The organism is Pseudomonas sp. M2(2023), from assembly GCF_030263955.1.
In the GTDB taxonomy this organism is placed as follows: domain Bacteria; phylum Pseudomonadota; class Gammaproteobacteria; order Pseudomonadales; family Pseudomonadaceae; genus Aquipseudomonas; species Aquipseudomonas asiatica.
On the sequence record NZ_CP127114.1, the window covers coordinates 5,441,262 to 5,464,413 of the forward strand.

Consider the following 23,152-nt stretch of genomic DNA (forward strand, 5'->3'; position numbering starts at 1 on the left):
CCAGTTCACACCCTCAAGCTGGCTTTCGGGATCGTGACAGTAGCGACGCCAGTGAAGTCCTGACCGTCCTTGGCGGTGCCGCTGTAGCTTAGGGTAACGGTGACGTCATCTTTAGCTTCGTGGCTGAGGGTCAGCGTGTAACGGCCGGTTTCGCCTTCAGTCAACGACGTGGTGCCAGTGATGCCAACTGTAGACACATCGCCTTGGTTGCCTGGGCCCGAGGTACCCACGCCGGCCTCGTCCTTGACGATGGTGGTCACCGCGGTCTTGTTCAGGGTCAGCTGCTCGAACTTGCTGGCACCTGCACCGGCCACCGATTCCAGGCTGTTGGTTACGGTGGTCTGGCCGATGTACACGTTGTCCGGCGCCGGCACAGTCACCGAGCCAGTGGTAGCGTTGGCCGCCACGTTGATAACGGTCTTGTCCGCCAGGGTGAAGGTCATCGCGCCGTGGTTGTTGATCGGCAAGCCAGTCGGGCCGGTCAGGGTCACGGTGTAGGTGATGGTGCCACCTTCGGTCGCTTCGGCCGACGCGGTCAGCTTGGCCACGACTTCGGTCAGGGTGTCCTTGATTTCGACGCTGGCCGAAGACTGGGTCAGCACCAGGTTCTCGAACTGGCGGCCATCCGGCACGCTCGTACCGGTGATGCTGACAGTCAGCGGGCCGCCATCGACGTAGACGTCTTCGCCCTGTACATCATGGGTGAAGGTAGCGGACAGCTTGCCTTTCTCGATCACCACCGACTGGTTTTCACTCAGGCGTACGGTGAGGTCCTGGTCCAGGGCCTCTTTGATGCTGATGGTGAAGGTCGGCTTCTCGTTCTCGTACACCGACGTCTGGTTGGCAACGATGCTCAGTTCAACCTTGTCGCCTTGGTTGCCTGGGCCCGAGGTACCCACGCCGGCCTCGTCCTTGACGATGGTAGTCACCGCGGTCTTGTTCAGGGTCAGCTGCTCGAACTTGCTGGCACCTGCACCGGCCACCGATTCCAGGCTGTTGGTTACGGTGGTCTGGCCGATGTACACATTGTCCGGCGCCGGCACAGTCACCGAGCCAGTGGTAGCGTTGGCCGCCACGTTGATAACGGTCTTGTCCGCCAGGGTGAAGGTCATCGCGCCGTGGTTGTTGATCGGCAAGCCAGTCGGGCCGGTCAGGGTCACGGTGTAGGTGATGGTGCCACCTTCGGTCGCTTCGGCCGACGCGGTCAGCTTGGCCACGACTTCGGTCAGGGTGTCCTTGATTTCGACGCTGGCCGAAGACTGGGTCAACACCAGGTTCTCGAACTGCCGGCCATCAGCCAGCTGAGTGCCTGTAATGCTCACAGTCAGCGAGTCGCCATCGAGGTAGACGTCTTCGCCCTGCGCGTCGTTGGTCCAGATCGCAGAAGTCTTGCCTTTCTCGATGACCACCGACTTGCCTGCACCCAGCTGCACGGTGAGGTCCTGGTCCAGGGCCTCTTTGATGCTGATGGTGAAGGTCGGCTTCTCGTTCTCGTACACCGATGTCTGGTTGGCAACGATGCTCAATTCAACTTTGTCGCCATGGTTGTTGTCGCCTGGAATACCCACGCCCGGCTCGTCGACCACCTTGGTGCTGGCAGCCTTGTCATCCAGCTTGAGGTCTTCGAAGCGGCTTACACCTGGGCCGTCCACCGACTTCAGCGACAGGCTGACGTTGGTGTCGCCGATGTACACGTTGTCCGGCGCAGCCACGCTCACACTGCCGCTGGTTTCGTTAGCCGGTACGGTGATGGTGGTTTTGCCGTCGCTCAGGGTGAAGGTCAATGCACCGTGGTTGTTGATCGGCAAGCCGGTCGGGCCGGTCAAGGTGACGGTGTAGACGATGTTGCCGCCTTCGGTCACTTGCTCGGTAGCCGTCAGCTTGGCCACGACTTCGGTCAGGGTGTCCTTGATTTCGACGCTGGCCGAAGACTGGGTCAACACCAGGTTCTCGAACTGGCGGCCATCAGCCAGCTGAGTGCCTGTAATGCTCACAGTCAGCGAGTCGCCATCGACGTAGACGTCTTCGCCCTGCGCGTCGTTGGTCCAGATCGCAGAAGTCTTGCCTTTCTCGATGACCACCGACTTGCCTGCACCCAGCTGCACGGTGAGGTCCTGGTCCAGGGCCTCTTTGATGCTGATGGTGAAGGTCGGCTTCTCGTTCTCGTACACCGATGTCTGGTTGGCAACGATGCTCAATTCAACTTTGTCGCCATGGTTGTTGTCGCCTGGAATACCCACGCCCGGCTCGTCGACCACCTTGGTGCTGGCAGCCTTGTCATCCAGCTTGAGGTCTTCGAAGCGGCTTACACCTGGGCCGTCCACCGACTTCAGCGACAGGCTGACGTTGGTGTCGCCGATGTACACGTTGTCCGGCGCAGCCACGCTCACACTGCCGCTGGTTTCGTTAGCCGGTACGGTGATGGTGGTTTTGCCGTCGCTCAGGGTGAAGGTCAATGCACCGTGGTTGTTGATCGGCAAGCCGGTCGGGCCGGTCAAGGTGACGGTGTAGACGATGTTGCCGCCTTCGGTCACTTGCTCGGTAGCCGTCAGCTTGGCCACGACTTCGGTCAGGGTGTCCTTGATTTCGACGCTGGCCGAAGACTGGGTCAACACCAGGTTCTCGAACTGGCGGCCATCAGCCAGCTGAGTGCCTGTAATGCTCACAGTCAGCGAGTCGCCATCGACGTAGACGTCTTCGCCCTGCGCGTCGTTGGTCCAGATCGCAGAAGTCTGGCCTTTCTCGATGACCACAGACTTGCCTGCACCCAACTGCACGGTGAGGTCCTGGTCCAGGGCCTCTTTGATGCTGATGGTGAAGGTCGGCTTCTCGTTCTCGTACACCGACGTCTGGTTGGCAACGATGCTCAGTTCAACCTTGTCGCCATGGTTGTTGTCGCCTGGAATACCCACGCCCGGCTCGTCGACCACCTTGGTGCTGGCAGCCTTGTCATCCAGCTTGAGGTCTTCGAAGCGGCTTACACCTGGGCCGTCCACCGACTTCAGCGACAGGCTGACGTTGGTGTCGCCGATGTACACGTTGTCCGGCGCAGCCACGCTCACACTGCCGCTGGTTTCGTTAGCCGGTACGGTGATGGTGGTTTTGCCGTCGCTCAGGGTGAAGGTCAATGCACCGTGGTTGTTGATCGGCAAGCCGGTCGGGCCGGTCAAGGTGACGGTGTAGACGATGTTGCCGCCTTCGGTCACTTGCTCGGTAGCCGTCAGCTTGGCCACGACTTCGGTCAGGGTGTCCTTGATTTCGACGCTGGCCGAAGACTGGGTCAACACCAGGTTCTCGAACTGGCGGCCATCAGCCAGCTGAGTGCCTGTAATGCTCACAGTCAGCGAGTCGCCATCGACGTAGACGTCTTCGCCCTGCGCGTCGTTGGTCCAGATCGCAGAAGTCTGGCCTTTCTCGATGACCACAGACTTGCCTGCACCCAACTGCACGGTGAGGTCCTGGTCCAGGGCCTCTTTGATGCTGATGGTGAAGGTCGGCTTCTCGTTCTCGTACACCGATGTCTGGTTGGCAACGATGCTCAATTCAACTTTGTCGCCATGGTTGTTGTCGCCTGGAATACCCACGCCCGGCTCGTCGACCACCTTGGTGCTGGCAGCCTTGTCATCCAGCTTGAGGTCTTCGAAGCGGCTTACACCTGGGCCGTCCACCGACTTCAGCGACAGGCTGACGTTGGTGTCGCCGATGTACACGTTGTCCGGCGCAGCCACGCTCACACTGCCGCTGGTTTCGTTAGCCGGTACGGTGATGGTGGTTTTGCCGTCGCTCAGGGTGAAGGTCAATGCACCGTGGTTGTTGATCGGCAAGCCGGTCGGGCCGGTCAAGGTGACGGTGTAGACGATGTTGCCGCCTTCGGTCACTTGCTCGGTAGCCGTCAGCTTGGCCACGACTTCGGTCAGGGTGTCCTTGATTTCGACGCTGGCCGAAGACTGGGTCAACACCAGGTTCTCGAACTGGCGGCCATCAGCCAGCTGAGTGCCTGTAATGCTCACAGTCAGCGAGTCGCCATCGAGGTAGACGTCTTCGCCCTGCGCGTCGTTGGTCCAGATCGCAGAAGTCTGGCCTTTCTCGATGACCACCGACTTGCCTGCACCCAGCTGCACGGTGAGGTCCTGGTCCAGGGCCTCTTTGATGCTGATGGTGAAGGTCGGCTTCTCGTTCTCGTACACCGACGTCTGGTTGGCAACGATGCTCAATTCAACCTTGTCGCCATGGTTGTTGTCGCCTGGAATACCCACGCCTGGCTCGTCAGTGACTTCGGTGCTGACCGGAGTCTTGTCCAGGACCAGGTTTTCGAACTTGCCGGCGCCGGTGACCGAAGCGATGGACTTGACCACCGCCTCGTTGGTACCGGTGTAGACGTTGTCCGGCGCGGTTACAGTGACCGAACCGGTGGTGCTGCCTGCCGGGATGATGATCTTGGTCTTGCCGTCATCCAGGGTGAAGGTCAGCTGGCCGTGGTCGCCCATCGCCAGCTTGGCTTCGTTGCTCAGGGTAATGGTGTAAGTGATCGAGCCACCTTCAGTGACCGACTCGGTCGCAGTCAGCTTGGCCACCACGTCATCGATGGTGTCCTTGACCTTGACCGAGGCTTCGTCGGTGCTCAGTTGCAGGTTCTCGAAGCCACGGTTGTCTTCATCCACCGCGCCTTTCACGCTCAGGGTGATGGTTTCGCCGTCTTTGTAGACGTCATCGCCCTGTGCCGCGTGGGTGTACTGCGCACTGGTGTCGCCGGCCTTGATGGTGACCTTGGCATCGTTGCTCAGGGTCACGATCAGGTCGTGGTCCAGCTTGGTATTGATCTTGACGGTGAAGGTCGGTTCTTCGTTTTCCAGGACCGACTTCTGATCCGCCACGATGCTGACCTGGACCAGGTCGCCTTCGTTCGGGGTGCCAGGTGTACCTGGGGTACCCGAGCCAGGCTCGTCAGTGACTTCAGTGCTGACCGGAGTTTTATCCAGGACCAGGTTTTCGAACTTGCCGGCGCCGGTGACCGAAGCGATGGACTTGACCACGGCGTCGTTGGTACCGGTGTAGACGTTGTCCGGCGCGGTTACAGTGACCGAACCGGTGGTGCTGCCTGCCGGGATGATGATCTTGGTCTTGCCGTCATCCAGGGTGAAGGTCAGCTGGCCGTGGTCGCCCATCGCCAGCTTGGCTTCGTTGCTCAGGGTAATGGTGTAAGTGATCGAGCCACCTTCAGTGACCGACTCGGTCGCAGTCAGCTTGGCCACCACGTCATCGATGGTGTCCTTGACCTTGACCGAGGCTTCATCGGTGCTCAGCTGCAGGTTTTCGAAGGTGCGATCACCGATGTCTGCTGCGCCTTTCACGCTCAGGGTGATGGTTTCGCCGTCTTTGTAGACGTCATCGCCTTGTGCCGCGTGGGTGTACTGCGCACTGGTGTCGCCGGCCTTGATGGTGACCTTGGCATCGTTGCTCAGGGTCACGATCAGGTCGTGGTCCAGCTTGGTATTGATCTTGACGGTGAAGGTCGGTTCTTCGTTTTCCAGGACCGACTTCTGATCCGCCGCGATGCTGACCTGGACCAGGTCGCCTTCGTTCGGGGTGCCAGGTGTACCTGGGGTACCCGAGCCTGGCTCGTCGGTGACTTCGGTGCTGACCGGAGTCTTGTCCAGGGTCAGTTTCTCGAACTGGCCGGCGCCGGTCACGGATCCGATCGATTTCACGATTGGGTCGTTAGCACCGGTGTAGACGTTGTCCGGCGCTTTAACAACGACCGAGCCGATCGCGGTGCCCGCCGGCACGATGATCTTGGTGATGCCATCGCTCAGGGTGAAGGTCAGCTGGCCATGATTGTTGAGTGGCAGGCCTTTTTCGTTGGTCAGTTCGATGGTGTAAGTGATCTCACCACCTTCGGTAACCGACGGCGTAGCGGTGAGCTTGGCCACCACTTCGTCGATGGTGTCCTTGACCTTGACCGAGGCTTCGTCGGTGCTCAGTTGCAGGTTTTCGAAGGTGCGATCACCAATGTCTGCTGCGCCTTTCACGCTCAGGGTGATGGTTTCGCCGTCTTTGTAGACGTCATCGCCTTGTGCCGCGTGGGTGTACTGCGCACTGGTGTCGCCGGCCTTGATGGTGACCTTGGCATCGTTGCTCAGGGTCACGATCAGGTCGTGGTCCAGCTTGGTATTGATCTTGACGGTGAAGGTCGGCTCTTCGTTTTCCAGGACCGATTTCTGATCCGCCGCGATGCTGACCTGGACCAGGTCGCCTTCGTTCGGGGTGCCAGGTGTACCTGGGGTACCCGAGCCTGGCTCGTCGGTGACTTCGGTGCTGACCGGAGTCTTGTCCAGGGTCAGTTTCTCGAACTGGCCGGCGCCGGTCACGGATCCGATCGATTTCACGATTGGGTCGTTAGCACCGGTGTAGACGTTGTCCGGCGCTTTAACAACGACCGAGCCGATCGCGGTGCCCGCCGGCACGATGATCTTGGTGATGCCATCGCTCAGGGTGAAGGTCAGCTGGCCATGATTGTTGAGTGGCAGGCCTTTTTCGTTGGTCAGTTCGATGGTGTAAGTGATCTCACCACCTTCGGTAACCGACGGCGTAGCGGTGAGCTTGGCCACCACTTCGTCGATGGTGTCCTTGACCTTGACCGAGGCTTCGTCGGTGCTCAGTTGCAGGTTTTCGAAGGTGCGATCACCAATGTCTGCTGCGCCTTTAACGCTCAGGGTGATGGTTTCGCCGTCTTTGTAGACGTCATCGCCCTGCGCCGCGTGGGTGTACTGCGCACTGGTGTCGCCGGCCTTGATGGTGACCTTGGCATCGTTGCTCAGGGTCACGATCAGGTCGTGGTCCAGCTTGGTATTGATCTTGACGGTGAAGGTCGGTTCTTCGTTTTCCAGGACCGATTTCTGATCCGCCGCGATGCTGACCTGGACCAGGTCGCCTTCGTTCGGGGTGCCAGGTGTACCTGGGGTACCCGAGCCAGGCTCGTCAGTGACTTCAGTGCTGACCGGAGTTTTATCCAGGACCAGGTTTTCGAACTTGCCGGCGCCGGTGACCGAAGCGATGGACTTGACCACGGCGTCGTTGGTACCGGTGTAGACGTTGTCCGGCGCGGTTACAGTGACCGAACCGGTGGTGCTGCCTGCCGGGATGATGATCTTGGTCTTGCCGTCATCCAGGGTGAAGGTCAGCTGGCCGTGGTCGCCCATCGCCAGCTTGGCTTCGTTGCTCAGGGTAATGGTGTAAGTGATCGAGCCACCTTCAGTGACCGACTCGGTCGCAGTCAGCTTGGCCACCACGTCATCGATGGTGTCCTTGACCTTGACCGAGGCTTCATCGGTGCTCAGCTGCAGGTTTTCGAAGGTGCGATCACCGATGTCTGCTGCGCCTTTCACGCTCAGGGTGATGGTTTCGCCGTCTTTGTAGACGTCATCGCCTTGTGCCGCGTGGGTGTACTGCGCACTGGTGTCGCCGGCCTTGATGGTGACCTTGGCATCGTTGCTCAGGGTCACGATCAGGTCGTGGTCCAGCTTGGTATTGATCTTGACGGTGAAGGTCGGTTCTTCGTTTTCCAGGACCGACTTCTGATCCGCCACGATGCTGACCTGGACCAGGTCGCCTTCGTTCGGGGTGCCAGGGGTATCTGGGGTACCCGAGCCTGGCTCGTCGGTAACCTGGGTTTTCACCTCGGTCTTGTCCAGGGTCAGCTGTTCGAACTTCCACTCGTCAGCACCGCTGACCGATGCAATGGCGTTGACCACAGGCGGATTGGTACCGGTGTAGACGTTGTCCGGGGCGGCGACAGTGGTCGAACCGGTGGTGCTGTTGGCCGCGACCACAATGTTGGTGCCGTCGGCCAGCTTGAAGTACAGCGGCGCGTGGTTGTTGATCGGCAGACCATCTTTGTTGGTCAGCGTGATGGTGTAGGTGATCTCGCCGCCTTCGGTTACCGAAGGGGTAGCCGTCAGCTTGGCGATCACTTCGCTGGTGGTGTCTTCGACTTTGACCGACGCTGGATCACCCAGCTGCAGGTTCTCGAAGGTCGCACCCGTGGCATCAACGGCCGACTTGAGGCCCAGGCTGATTTCGCCGGCGTCTTTGTAAACGTCGTCACCTTGTTCAGCGTGGGTGTACTGCGCACTGGTGTCGCCGGCCTTGATGGTGACCTTGGCATCGTTGCTCAGGGTCACGATCAGGTCGTGGTCCAGCACGGTGTTGATCTTGACGGTGAAGGTCGGCTTCTCGTTCTCGAGAACCGACGTTTCGTTGGCTTCGATGGTGACCTTGACGATGTCGCCTTCGTTGCCCGGAGTACCCGGCTCGTCGGTAACCTGGGTCTTGACCTCGGTCTTGTCCAGGGTCAACTGTTCGAACTTCCACTCGTCAGCACCGCTGACCGATGCAATGGCGTTGACCACAGGCGGATTGGTACCGGTGTAGACGTTGTCCGGGGCGGCGACAGTGGTCGAACCGGTGGTGCTGTTGGCCGCGACCACAATGTTGGTGCCGTCGGCCAGCTTGAAGTACAGCGGCGCGTGGTTGTTGATCGGCAGACCATCTTTGTTGGTCAGCGTGATGGTGTAGGTGATCTCGCCGCCTTCGGTTACCGAAGAGGTCGCAGTCAGCTTGGCGATCACTTCGCTGGTGGTGTCTTCGACTTTGACCGACGCTGGATCACCCAGCTGCAGGTTCTCGAAGGTCGCACCCGTGGCATCAACGGCCGACTTGAGGCCCAGGCTGATTTCGCCGGCGTCTTTGTAAACGTCGTCACCTTGTTCAGCGTGGGTGTACTGCGCACTGGTGTCGCCGGCCTTGATGGTGACCTTGGCATCGTTGCTCAGGGTCACGATCAGGTCGTGGTCCAGCACGGTGTTGATCTTGACGGTGAAGGTCGGCTTCTCGTTCTCGAGAACCGACGTTTCGTTGGCTTCGATGGTGACCTTGACGATGTCGCCTTCGTTGCCCGGAGTACCCGGCTCGTCGGTAACCTGGGTCTTGACCTCGGTCTTGTCCAGGGTCAACTGTTCGAACTTCCACTCGTCAGCACCGCTGACCGATGCAATGGCGTTGACCACAGGCGGATTGGTACCGGTGTAGACGTTGTCCGGGGCGGCGACAGTGGTCGAACCGGTGGTGCTGTTGGCCGCGACCACAATGTTGGTGCCGTCGGCCAGCTTGAAGTACAGCGGCGCGTGGTTGTTGATCGGCAGACCATCTTTGTTGGTCAGCGTGATGGTGTAGGTGATCTCGCCGCCTTCGGTTACCGAAGGGGTAGCCGTCAGCTTGGCGATCACTTCGCTGGTGGTGTCTTCGACTTTGACCGACGCTGGATCACCCAGCTGCAGGTTCTCGAAGGTCGCACCCGTGGCATCAACGGCCGACTTGAGGCCCAGGCTGATTTCGCCGGCGTCTTTGTAAACGTCGTCACCTTGTTCAGCGTGGGTGTACTGCGCACTGGTGTCGCCGGCCTTGATGGTGACCTTGGCATCGTTGCTCAGGGTCACGATCAGGTCGTGGTCCAGCACGGTGTTGATCTTGACGGTGAAGGTCGGCTTCTCGTTCTCGAGAACCGACGTTTCGTTGGCTTCGATGGTGACCTTGACGATGTCGCCTTCGTTGCCCGGAGTACCCGGCTCGTCGGTAACCTGGGTCTTGACCTCGGTCTTGTCCAGGGTCAACTGTTCGAACTTCCACTCGTCAGCACCGCTGACCGATGCAATGGCGTTGACCACAGGCGGATTGGTACCGGTGTAGACGTTGTCCGGGGCGGCGACAGTGGTCGAACCGGTGGTGCTGTTGGCCGCGACCACAATGTTGGTGCCGTCGGCCAGCTTGAAGTACAGCGGCGCGTGGTTGTTGATCGGCAGACCATCTTTGTTGGTCAGCGTGATGGTGTAGGTGATCTCGCCGCCTTCGGTTACCGAAGAGGTCGCAGTCAGCTTGGCGATCACTTCGCTGGTGGTGTCTTCGACTTTGACCGACGCTGGATCACCCAGCTGCAGGTTCTCGAAGGTCGCACCCGTGGCATCAACGGCCGACTTGAGGCCCAGGCTGATTTCGCCGGCGTCTTTGTAAACGTCGTCACCTTGTTCAGCGTGGGTGTACTGCGCACTGGTGTCGCCGGCCTTGATGGTGACCTTGGCATCGTTGCTCAGGGTCACGATCAGGTCGTGGTCCAGCACGGTGTTGATCTTGACGGTGAAGGTCGGCTTCTCGTTCTCGAGAACCGACGTTTCGTTGGCTTCGATGGTGACCTTGACGATGTCGCCTTCGTTGCCCGGAGTACCCGGCTCGTCGGTAACCTGGGTCTTGACCTCGGTCTTGTCCAGGGTCAACTGTTCGAACTTCCACTCGTCAGCACCGCTGACCGATGCAATGGCGTTGACCACAGGCGGATTGGTACCGGTGTAGACGTTGTCCGGGGCGGCGACAGTGGTCGAACCGGTGGTGCTGTTGGCCGCGACCACAATGTTGGTGCCGTCGGCCAGCTTGAAGTACAGCGGCGCGTGGTTGTTGATCGGCAGACCATCTTTGTTGGTCAGCGTGATGGTGTAGGTGATCTCGCCGCCTTCGGTTACCGAAGAGGTCGCAGTCAGCTTGGCGATCACTTCGCTGGTGGTGTCTTCGACTTTGACCGACGCTGGATCACCCAGCTGCAGGTTCTCGAAGGTCGCACCCGTGGCATCAACGGCCGACTTGAGGCCCAGGCTGATTTCGCCGGCGTCTTTGTAAACGTCGTCACCTTGTTCAGCGTGGGTGTACTGCGCACTGGTGTCGCCGGCCTTGATGGTGACCTTGGCATCGTTGCTCAGGGTCACGATCAGGTCGTGGTCCAGCACGGTGTTGATCTTGACGGTGAAGGTCGGCTTCTCGTTCTCGAGAACCGACGTTTCGTTGGCTTCGATGGTGACCTTGACGATGTCGCCTTCGTTGCCCGGAGTACCCGGCTCGTCGGTAACCTGGGTCTTGACCTCGGTCTTGTCCAGGGTCAACTGTTCGAACTTCCACTCGTCAGCACCGCTGACCGATGCAATGGCGTTGACCACAGGCGGATTGGTACCGGTGTAGACGTTGTCCGGGGCGGCGACAGTGGTCGAACCGGTGGTGCTGTTGGCCGCGACCACAATGTTGGTGCCGTCGGCCAGCTTGAAGTACAGCGGCGCGTGGTTGTTGATCGGCAGACCATCTTTGTTGGTCAGCGTGATGGTGTAGGTGATCTCGCCGCCTTCGGTTACCGAAGAGGTCGCAGTCAGCTTGGCGATCACTTCGCTGGTGGTGTCTTCGACTTTGACCGACGCTGGATCACCCAGCTGCAGGTTCTCGAAGGTCGCACCCGTGGCATCAACGGCCGACTTGAGGCCCAGGCTGATTTCGCCGGCGTCTTTGTAAACGTCGTCACCTTGTTCAGCGTGGGTGTACTGCGCACTGGTGTCGCCGGCCTTGATGGTGACCTTGGCATCGTTGCTCAGGGTCACGATCAGGTCGTGGTCCAGCACGGTGTTGATCTTGACGGTGAAGGTCGGCTTCTCGTTCTCGAGAACCGACGTTTCGTTGGCTTCGATGGTGACCTTGACGATGTCGCCTTCGTTGCCCGGAGTACCCGGCTCGTCGGTAACCTGGGTCTTGACCTCGGTCTTGTCCAGGGTCAACTGTTCGAACTTCCACTCGTCAGCACCGCTGACCGATGCAATGGCGTTGACCACAGGCGGATTGGTACCGGTGTAGACGTTGTCCGGGGCGGCGACAGTGGTCGAACCGGTGGTGCTGTTGGCCGCGACCACAATGTTGGTGCCGTCGGCCAGCTTGAAGTACAGCGGCGCGTGGTTGTTGATCGGCAGACCATCTTTGTTGGTCAGCGTGATGGTGTAGGTGATCTCGCCGCCTTCGGTTACCGAAGGGGTAGCCGTCAGCTTGGCGATCACTTCGCTGGTGGTGTCTTCGACTTTGACCGACGCTGGATCACCCAGCTGCAGGTTCTCGAAGGTCGCACCCGTGGCATCAACGGCCGACTTGAGGCCCAGGCTGATTTCGCCGGCGTCTTTGTAAACGTCGTCACCTTGTTCAGCGTGGGTGTACTGCGCACTGGTGTCGCCGGCCTTGATGGTGACCTTGGCATCGTTGCTCAGGGTCACGATCAGGTCGTGGTCCAGCACGGTGTTGATCTTGACGGTGAAGGTCGGCTTCTCGTTCTCGAGAACCGACGTTTCGTTGGCTTCGATGGTGACCTTGACGATGTCGCCTTCGTTGCCCGGAGTACCCGGCTCGTCGGTAACCTGGGTCTTGACCTCGGTCTTGTCCAGGGTCAACTGTTCGAACTTCCACTCGTCAGCACCGCTGACCGATGCAATGGCGTTGACCACAGGCGGATTGGTACCGGTGTAGACGTTGTCCGGGGCGGCGACAGTGGTCGAACCGGTGGTGCTGTTGGCCGCGACCACAATGTTGGTGCCGTCGGCCAGCTTGAAGTACAGCGGCGCGTGGTTGTTGATCGGCAGACCATCTTTGTTGGTCAGCGTGATGGTGTAGGTGATCTCGCCGCCTTCGGTTACCGAAGGGGTAGCCGTCAGCTTGGCGATCACTTCGCTGGTGGTGTCTTCGACTTTGACCGACGCTGGATCACCCAGCTGCAGGTTCTCGAAGGTCGCACCCGTGGCATCAACGGCCGACTTGAGGCCCAGGCTGATTTCGCCGGCGTCTTTGTAAACGTCGTCACCTTGTTCAGCGTGGGTGTACTGCGCACTGGTGTCGCCGGCCTTGATGGTGACCTTGGCATCGTTGCTCAGGGTCACGATCAGGTCGTGGTCCAGCACGGTGTTGATCTTGACGGTGAAGGTCGGCTTCTCGTTCTCGAGAACCGACGTTTCGTTGGCTTCGATGGTGACCTTGACGATGTCGCCTTCGTTGCCCGGAGTACCCGGCTCGTCGGTAACCTGGGTCTTGACCTCGGTCTTGTCCAGGGTCAACTGTTCGAACTTCCACTCGTCAGCACCGCTGACCGATGCAATGGCGTTGACCACAGGCGGATTGGTACCGGTGTAGACGTTGTCCGGGGCGGCGACAGTGGTCGAACCGGTGGTGCTGTTGGCCGCGACCACAATGTTGGTGCCGTCGGCCAGCTTGAAGTACAGCGGCGCGTGGTTGTTGATCGGCAGACCATCTTTGTTGGTCAGCGTGATGGTGTAGGTGATCTCGCCGCCTTCGGTTACCGAAGAGGTCGCAGTCAGCTTGGCGATCACTTCGCTGGTGGTGTCTTCGACTTTGACCGACGCTGGATCACCCAGCTGCAGGTTCTCGAAGGTCGCACCCGTGGCATCAACGGCCGACTTGAGGCCCAGGCTGATTTCGCCGGCGTCTTTGTAAACGTCGTCACCTTGTTCAGCGTGGGTGTACTGCGCACTGGTGTCGCCGGCCTTGATGGTGACCTTGGCATCGTTGCTCAGGGTCACGATCAGGTCGTGGTCCAGCACGGTGTTGATCTTGACGGTGAAGGTCGGCTTCTCGTTCTCGAGAACCGACGTTTCGTTGGCTTCGATGGTGACCTTGACGATGTCGCCTTCGTTGCCCGGAGTACCCGGCTCGTCGGTAACCTGGGTCTTGACCTCGGTCTTGTCCAGGGTCAACTGTTCGAACTTCCACTCGTCAGCACCGCTGACCGATGCAATGGCGTTGACCACAGGCGGATTGGTACCGGTGTAGACGTTGTCCGGGGCGGCGACAGTGGTCGAACCGGTGGTGCTGTTGGCCGCGACCACAATGTTGGTGCCGTCGGCCAGCTTGAAGTACAGCGGCGCGTGGTTGTTGATCGGCAGACCATCTTTGTTGGTCAGCGTGATGGTGTAGGTGATCTCGCCGCCTTCGGTTACCGAAGAGGTCGCAGTCAGCTTGGCGATCACTTCGCTGGTGGTGTCTTCGACTTTGACCGACGCTGGATCACCCAGCTGCAGGTTCTCGAAGGTCGCACCCGTGGCATCAACGGCCGACTTGAGGCCCAGGCTGATTTCGCCGGCGTCTTTGTAAACGTCGTCACCTTGTTCAGCGTGGGTGTACTGCGCACTGGTGTCGCCGGCCTTGATGGTGACCTTGGCATCGTTGCTCAGGGTCACGATCAGGTCGTGGTCCAGCACGGTGTTGATCTTGACGGTGAAGGTCGGCTTCTCGTTCTCGAGAACCGACGTTTCGTTGGCTTCGATGGTGACCTTGACGATGTCGCCTTCGTTGCCCGGAGTACCCGGCTCGTCGGTAACCTGGGTCTTGACCTCGGTCTTGTCCAGGGTCAACTGTTCGAACTTCCACTCGTCAGCACCGCTGACCGATGCAATGGCGTTGACCACAGGCGGATTGGTACCGGTGTAGACGTTGTCCGGGGCGGCGACAGTGGTCGAACCGGTGGTGCTGTTGGCCGCGACCACAATGTTGGTGCCGTCGGCCAGCTTGAAGTACAGCGGCGCGTGGTTGTTGATCGGCAGACCATCTTTGTTGGTCAGCGTGATGGTGTAGGTGATCTCGCCGCCTTCGGTTACCGAAGAGGTCGCAGTCAGCTTGGCGATCACTTCGCTGGTGGTGTCTTCGACTTTGACCGACGCTGGATCACCCAGCTGCAGGTTCTCGAAGGTCGCACCCGTGGCATCAACGGCCGACTTGAGGCCCAGGCTGATTTCGCCGGCGTCTTTGTAAACGTCGTCACCTTGTTCAGCGTGGGTGTACTGCGCACTGGTGTCGCCGGCCTTGATGGTGACCTTGGCATCGTTGCTCAGGGTCACGATCAGGTCGTGGTCCAGCACGGTGTTGATCTTGACGGTGAAGGTCGGCTTCTCGTTCTCGAGAACCGACGTTTCGTTGGCTTCGATGGTGACCTTGACGATGTCGCCTTCGTTGCCCGGAGTACCCGGCTCGTCGGTAACCTGGGTCTTGACCTCGGTCTTGTCCAGGGTCAACTGTTCGAACTTCCACTCGTCAGCACCGCTGACCGATGCAATGGCGTTGACCACAGGCGGATTGGTACCGGTGTAGACGTTGTCCGGGGCGGCGACAGTGGTCGAACCGGTGGTGCTGTTGGCCGCGACCACAATGTTGGTGCCGTCGGCCAGCTTGAAGTACAGCGGCGCGTGGTTGTTGATCGGCAGACCATCTTTGTTGGTCAGCGTGATGGTGTAGGTGATCTCGCCGCCTTCGGTTACCGAAGAGGTCGCAGTCAGCTTGGCGATCACTTCGCTGGTGGTGTCTTCGACTTTGACCGACGCTGGATCACCCAGCTGCAGGTTCTCGAAGGTCGCACCCGTGGCATCAACGGCCGACTTGAGGCCCAGGCTGATTTCGCCGGCGTCTTTGTAAACGTCGTCACCTTGTTCAGCGTGGGTGTACTGCGCACTGGTGTCGCCGGCCTTGATGGTGACCTTGGCATCGTTGCTCAGGGTCACGATCAGGTCGTGGTCCAGCACGGTGTTGATCTTGACGGTGAAGGTCGGCTTCTCGTTCTCGAGAACCGACGTTTCGTTGGCTTCGATGGTGACCTTGACGATGTCGCCTTCGTTGCCCGGAGTACCCGGCTCGTCGGTAACCTGGGTCTTGACCTCGGTCTTGTCCAGGGTCAACTGTTCGAACTTCCACTCGTCAGCACCGCTGACCGATGCAATGGCGTTGACCACAGGCGGATTGGTACCGGTGTAGACGTTGTCCGGGGCGGCGACAGTGGTCGAACCGGTGGTGCTGTTGGCCGCGACCACAATGTTGGTGCCGTCGGCCAGCTTGAAGTACAGCGGCGCGTGGTTGTTGATCGGCAGACCATCTTTGTTGGTCAGCGTGATGGTGTAGGTGATCTCGCCGCCTTCGGTTACCGAAGAGGTCGCAGTCAGCTTGGCGATCACTTCGCTGGTGGTGTCTTCGACTTTGACCGACGCTGGATCACCCAGCTGCAGGTTCTCGAAGGTCGCACCCGTGGCATCAACGGCCGACTTGAGGCCCAGGCTGATTTCGCCGGCGTCTTTGTAAACGTCGTCACCTTGTTCAGCGTGGGTGTACTGCGCACTGGTGTCGCCGGCCTTGATGGTGACCTTGGCATCGTTGCTCAGGGTCACGATCAGGTCGTGGTCCAGCACGGTGTTGATCTTGACGGTGAAGGTCGGCTTCTCGTTCTCGAGAACCGACGTTTCGTTGGCTTCGATGGTGACCTTGACGATGTCGCCTTCGTTGCCCGGAGTACCCGGCTCGTCGGTAACCTGGGTCTTGACCTCGGTCTTGTCCAGGGTCAACTGTTCGAACTTCCACTCGTCAGCACCGCTGACCGATGCAATGGCGTTGACCACAGGCGGATTGGTACCGGTGTAGACGTTGTCCGGGGCGGCGACAGTGGTCGAACCGGTGGTGCTGTTGGCCGCGACCACAATGTTGGTGCCGTCGGCCAGCTTGAAGTACAGCGGCGCGTGGTTGTTGATCGGCAGACCATCTTTGTTGGTCAGCGTGATGGTGTAGGTGATCTCGCCGCCTTCGGTTACCGAAGAGGTCGCAGTCAGCTTGGCGATCACTTCGCTGGTGGTGTCTTCGACTTTGACCGACGCTGGATCACCCAGCTGCAGGTTCTCGAAGGTCGCACCCGTGGCATCAACGGCCGACTTGAGGCCCAGGCTGATTTCGCCGGCGTCTTTGTAAACGTCGTCACCTTGTTCAGCGTGGGTGTACTGCGCACTGGTGTCGCCGGCCTTGATGGTGACCTTGGCATCGTTGCTCAGGGTCACGATCAGGTCGTGGTCCAGCACGGTGTTGATCTTGACGGTGAAGGTCGGCTTCTCGTTCTCGAGAACCGACGTTTCGTTGGCTTCGATGGTGACCTTGACGATGTCGCCTTCGTTGTTGCCGCCTGGGTTGCCTGGAGTGCCTGGCTCGTCGGTAACGGTGGTGCTGACCGGCGTCTTGTCCAGGGTGAGCTGTTCGAACTTGCCGACATCAGCGCCAGCAACAGTCGCGATGGAGTTAACCACTGCAGGGTTGGTACCGACGTAAACGTTGTCTGGAGCGGTGACAGTGATCGAACCGGTAGCGCCATTGGCCGGCACGGTGATAACGGTTTTGCCGTCGCTCAGCGTGAAAGTCAGGGCGCCGTGATTGTTGATCGGCAGACCGTCTTTGTTGGTCAGCGTGATGGTGTAGGTGATCTCACCGCCTTCGGTCACCGAAGGGGTCGCGGTCAACTTGGCCACGACTTCGTCGGTGGTGTCGGTCACTTGAACAGTAGCCGCACCGCCCAACTGCAGGTTCTCGAAGGTAGCGCCGGTGGCGTCTACAGCCGAGTTGATGCCCAGGCTGATCTGGCCAGCGTCATTGTAAACGTCGTCACCCTGTGCAGCGTGCTCGTAAGGCGCGCTGGTTTCACCCGCCTTGATGGTGACTTGGGCGTTGTTGCTCAGGGTCACGACCAGGTCGTGGGCCAGTGGCTGGTTCACGTGCACGGTGAAGGTCGGTTTGACGTTTTCCGCCACCGAAGTCTGATCGGCGGTGATGGTGACCTTGACCAGATCGCCTTCGTTGCCTGGGGTGCCTGGCTCGTCGGTGACCTGGGTGCTGACCGGGGATTTGTCCAGGTTCAGGTTTTCAAACTTCCACGCATCCGCGCCGCTGACGGCATCGATGGCATTGACCACCGGCTGGTTTGTACCGACATAAACGTTATCCGGTGCGGTTACAGTGGCCGAACCGCTGGTGCTGTTGGCAGCCACAACGACCGTGGTGCCATCGGTCAGCTTGAAGTACAGCTCCGAATGGTTGTTGATCGGCAGGCCGTCTTTGTTGGTCAGGGTGATGGTGTAGGTGATCTCGCCGCCCTCAGTCACCGAAGGCGTCGCGGTCAGCTTGGCCACTACCTCGTCGATGGTGTCGGTCACTTTGACCGAGGCATCACCGCCCAACTGCAGGTTCTCGAAGGTAGCGCCAGTGGCGTCCACCGCCGACTTGATGCCCAGGCTGATCTCACCGGCATCCTGGTAAACGTCATCGCCCTGTGCAGGGTGCTCGTATGGTGCGCTCGTCTCGCCAGCCTTGATGATGACCTGGGAGTTGTTGCTCAGGGTCACGACCAGGTCGTGGGCCAGTGCGGTGTTGATGTGCACGGTGAACGTCGGTTTGACGTTCTCGGCGACCGATACCTGGTCAGCCGTAATGGTGACCTTGACGATGTCGCCTTCGTTGGTGCCGCCTGGGTTACCGGGAGTACCTGGCTCGTCAGTGACCTGAGTGCTGACCGGAGTCTTGTCCAGGTTCAGGTTTTCGAACTTCCACGCATCCGCGCCACTGACGGCGTCGATGGCATTGACCACCGGCTGGTTTGTACCGACATAAACGTTATCCGGTGCGGTTACAGTGGCCGAACCGCTGGTGCTGTTGGCAGCCACAACGACCGTGGTGCCATCGGTCAGCTTGAAGTACAGCTCCGAATGGTTGTTGATCGGCAGGCCGTCTTTGTTGGTCAGGGTGATGGTGTAGGTGATCTCGCCGCCCTCAGTCACCGAAGGCGTCGCGGTCAGCTTGGCCACTACCTCGTCGATGGTGTCGGTCACTTTGACCGAGGCATCACCGCCCAACTGCAGGTTCTCGAAGGTAGCGCCAGTGGCGTCCACCGCCGACTTGATGCCCAGGCTGATCTCACCGGCATCCTGGTAAACGTCATCGCCCTGTGCAGGGTGCTCGTATGGTGCGCTCGTCTCGCCAGCCTTGATGATGACCTGGGAGTTGTTGCTCAGGGTCACGACCAGGTCGTGGGCCAGTGCGGTGTTGATGTGCACGGTGAACGTCGGTTTGACGTTCTCGGCGACCGATACCTGGTCAGCCGTAATGGTGACCTTGACGATGTCGCCTTCGTTGGTGCCGCCTGGGTTACCGGGAGTACCTGGCTCGTCAGTGACCTGAGTGCTGACCGGAGTCTTGTCCAGGTTCAGGTTTTCGAACTTCCACGCATCCGCGCCACTGACGGCGTCGATGGCATTGACCACTGGCTCGTTAGCGCCGACATAGACGTTATCCGGCGCGGTTGCAGTGGCCGAGCCGGTGGTGCTATTGGCGGCCACAACGACCGTCGTGCCATCGGTCAGCTTGAAGTACAGCTCCGAATGGTTGTTGATCGGCAGGCCGTCTTTGTTGGTCAGGGTAATGGTGTAGGTGATCTCACCGCCTTCGGTGACCGAAGGAGTGGCGGTCAGCTTGGCCACCACTTCACTGATAGTGTCCGAGATCTCAACGGTGGCCGGGCCACCCAAGGCCAGCTTCTCGAAGGTGGCGCCCGGAACTGTTGCGTCGGTAACGCTGAGGGTAATAGAGCCAGCATCGAGATAGACGTCATCGCCCTGAGCCGGAGTCTTGTACTCGACTTCGGTCTTACCGGCTTCGATCGTCACGGTGTCGCCATTCGACAGGGTTACGGTCAATGGACGATCCAGCGCCTGGCTTACTTTCACAGTAAAGGAAGGCTGCTGGTCTTCGGTCACATTGCCATTGCTGACGATGCTTACGGTGACGGTATCGATACTGTCACTGATGACAGTCGAAGCTGGAGTCGGATTCGGGGTCAGCTGCTCGAAGTTACCGCCCGTGGCATTCTCGATGGTTACGCTGACGGTCGAGCCGTTGTTGTAGACGTCGTTCGCCGGGGTCTGGAAATCAATGCTGCCCTGGGTTTTGCCGGCTTCAACGGTGATGGTCTGGCCGTTGGACAGGGTCACGGCCACCGGAGTCTGGGCAGGGTTGCTCAGGGTCACGGTGTAGGTGATTACGCCACCTTCGGTCACGCTCGGCGATGCAGTCAGTGTCGCAGTGGTGTTATCGACCGAGTCATTGATCGTGGTCTGAGCTGGAGTCGGATTCGGGGTCAGTTGCTCGAAGTTACCGCCCGTGGCGTTCTCGATGGTGACGCTGACGGTAGAGCCATTGTTGTAGACGTCGTTCGCCGGGGTCTGGAAGTCGACGCTGCCCTGGGTTTTGCCCGCTTCAACGGTGATGGTCTGGCCGTTGGACAGGGTCACGGTTACCGGAGTCTGGGCAGGGTTGCTCAGGGTCACGGTGTAGGTAATTACGCCACCTTCGGTCACGCTCGGCGATGCAGTCAGGGTCGCAGTGGTGTTATCGACCGAGTCGTTGATCGTGGTCTGAGCCGGGGTTGGGTTCGGCGTCAGTTGCTCGAAGTTACCGCCAGTGGCGTTTTCGATGGTGACACTGACGGTCGAACCGTTGTTGTAGACGTCGTTAGCCTGGGTCTGGAAATCAACGCTGCCCTGGGTCTTGCCCGCCTCAACGGTGATAGTCTGGCCGTTGGACAAGGTCACGGTCACCGGAGTCTGGGCAGGGTTGCTCAGGGTCACGGTGTAGGTGATCACGCCACCTTCAGTGACGCTTGGCGATGCAGTCAGGGTCGCAGTGGTGTTATCGACCGAGTCGTTGATCGTGGTCTGAGCCGGGGTTGGGTTCGGCGTCAGTTGCTCGAAGTTGCCGCCGTTAGCGCCGGTGATCGTTGTGCTGACGGTAGAACCGTTGTTGTAGACGTCATTCGCCGGGGTCTGGAAGTCGACGCTGCCCTGAGTCTTGCCAGCCTCGATGGTGATTACCTGCCCATTGGACAAGGTCACAGTCACCGGCGTCTGGGCAGGGTTGCTCAGGGTCACGGTGTAGGTGATCACACCGCCTTCGGTCACCGACGGGCTCGCCGTCAGGGTCGCGGTGGTGGTGTCGACCGAGTCGTTGATCGTGGTCTGCGCCGGGGTCGGGTTCGGCGTCAGTTGCTCGAAGTTGCCGCCGGTGGCGCTCTCGATGGTTACGCTAACGGTCGAGCCGTTGTTGTAGACGTCGTTCGCCGGCGTCTCGAAGTCAACGCTGCCCTGGGTCTTGCCAGCTTCAACGGTGATGGTCTGGCCGTTGGACAAGGTCACGGTCACCGGGGTCTGGGCCGGGTTGCTCAGGGTCACGGTGTAGGTGATCACGCCGCCTTCAGTGACGCTTGGCGAAGCGGTCAGGGTCGCAGTGGTGGTGTCGACCGAGTCGTTGATCGTGGTCTGGGCCGGGGTCGGGTTCGGCGTCAGCTGTTCGAAGTTGCCGCCGGTCGCACCGGTAATCGTGGTGCTGACAGTCGAGCCGTTGTTATAGACGTCGTTGGCCGGGGTCTCGAAGTCGACGCTGCCCTGGGTCTTGCCAGCTTCCACGGTGATGGTCTGGCCGTTGGACAGGGTCACGGTTACCGGGGTCTGAGCAGGGTTGCTCAGGGTCACGGTGTAGGTGATCACCCCGCCTTCGGTCACCGACGGAGTGGCCGTCAGGGTCGCAGTGGTGGTGTCGACCGAGTCATTGATCGTGGTCTGGGCCGGGGTCGGGTTCGGGACCAACTGCTCGAAGTTGCCACCGGTCGCACCGGTAATCGTGGTGCTGACGGTCGAGCCGTTGTTGTAGACGTCGTTCGCCGGGGTCTCGAAGTCGACACTGCCCTGGGTCTTGCCGGCTTCGACGGTGATGGTCTGGCCGTTGGACAGAGTCACGGTCACCGGAGTCTGGGCCGGGTTGCTCAGGGTTACGGTGTAGGTGATCACGCCGCCTTCGGTCACCGACGGAGTGGCCGTCAGGGTCGCGGTGGTGGTATCGACCGAGTCGTTGATCGTGGTCTGGGCCGGGGTCGGGTTCGGCGTCAGCTGTTCGAAATTGCCGCCGGTCGCACCGGTAATCGTGGTGCTGACAGTCGAGCCGTTGTTATAGACGTCGTTCGCCGGGGTCTCGAAGTCAACGCTGCCCTGGGTCTTGCCAGCTTCGACAGTGATGGTCTGGCCGTTGGACAGGGTCACGGTCACCGGGGTCTGGGCAGGGTTGCTCAGGGTTACGGTGTAGGTGATCACGCCGCCTTCAGTCACCGACGGAGTGGCCGTCAGGGTCGCAGTGGTGGTGTCGACGGTATCGGTAACCTGAGTAACCGCTGGTGTTTGCGGCACAATCACTGTCAGCCCGCTGCCCCCGGTGGTGCCCGTTACGGTCGCCGAAATCTGGCCACCGTCGATATAGGGGGTATCGTTCGCGGGGACCACGACGTTTACGCTACCAGTGGTCTGCCCGGCCGGAATCACAATCACGGCACCGTTGGACAGGGTGACCAACAGGTTTGTGGCCGGCGCCTGGCCAACTGTAGCGGTATAAACGATTACGCCACCCGCCTCGCTGATGGAAGAGGTAGCGTCAAGAACCAGGTCAGTAGAAACGTTGGTGTCGGTCGTCGGTGTAGTCAACTGGTTGTTGCTGGTGGTATCCAGCACGCCAACCTCTTCGCCATCGAGCACGGCAGCAAAGCCCAGCCCATCAGTCGGAAAGCCGACGGTAGGGTCGACCCGGCCTGCGGTTTCTTCGAGCATGACAAAGCTGTGGCCACCGCCAAGTGCGCCACCACCGCCCGACGACGACGGGCCAGCCGCAGTAGCCTCAAGTTCGGTAGTCGGGTCGACACCGGCAGCGATCGCCTGTTGCAGCTCTTCCACCGACGGCGCGGCCTGCGCGGTAGCCTGACTCAGGTCGGTGCTGCTGTCCGGCGCATCAGCGCTCCACTGGCTGTCTCGACCCAGATCCAGCAAACGGCCATCGGCCAGTTCCAAAGTAATTGCACCGCCTGGGCCAGTGAGCACTTCCTCACCGACCAGCAGGCGGTCCCCTTCGATCAGAACACGCCGAATGCCCTCAGGGGATACCGCAATAACCTGGCCAACAATACTTTTGACGATGGCTACAACGCTGCTCATTGGACTCTCCGTGTGACCCGATAGGTACTTCCCTGCCAGAGCGGCACTCGCAGACCACTTCAGGCGGAACTATGTTGATGATCTTTCGACGCTTACCGGCGTCAATATTCCGTCTATGACTTATTAGGCTCGACTGAATGCCAAACTATTGACCCGCATTCTGCCATCCTAAACAATCGGCAATGTAATGTCACATTGATATTCGCATATTAACCATGTGCTTTTTAGGGACAAGTGCCATACATCACCTAAAGCGCGCTCACCGCGACATTTAGAGCATCTTTCTCGGCGCTTAGGTGATGGTATCGGATGGGTCAGGACACCCTTTCATCGGCAATTGTCAAAATTCGAGCGTCAATTTCCAAATCACCTTCCGCTCGCTCAAATAATAGCTTTTTCAGAAGCACAAACCTTGCCTA

1 protein-coding gene is annotated in these 23,152 nt (G+C 59.8%); it reads right to left on the bottom strand.

Annotated features, from left to right (window positions below; genetic code table 11):
* Positions 1 to 5 precede the first annotated feature (5 nt).
* On the bottom strand, positions 6 to 22,733 hold the full coding sequence (locus QN085_RS24950) for a retention module-containing protein (protein ID WP_285688880.1): 22,728 nt from the start codon (positions 22,731 to 22,733) through the stop codon (positions 6 to 8).
* Between the last annotated feature and the right edge of the window lie 419 nt (positions 22,734 to 23,152).

Bases quoted from the DNA above. Each gene is read 5' to 3' on its own strand.
- QN085_RS24950 (WP_285688880.1), bottom strand. From the start codon at position 22,733: ATGAGCAGCGTTGTAGCCATCGTCAAAAGTATTGTTGGCCAGGTTATT.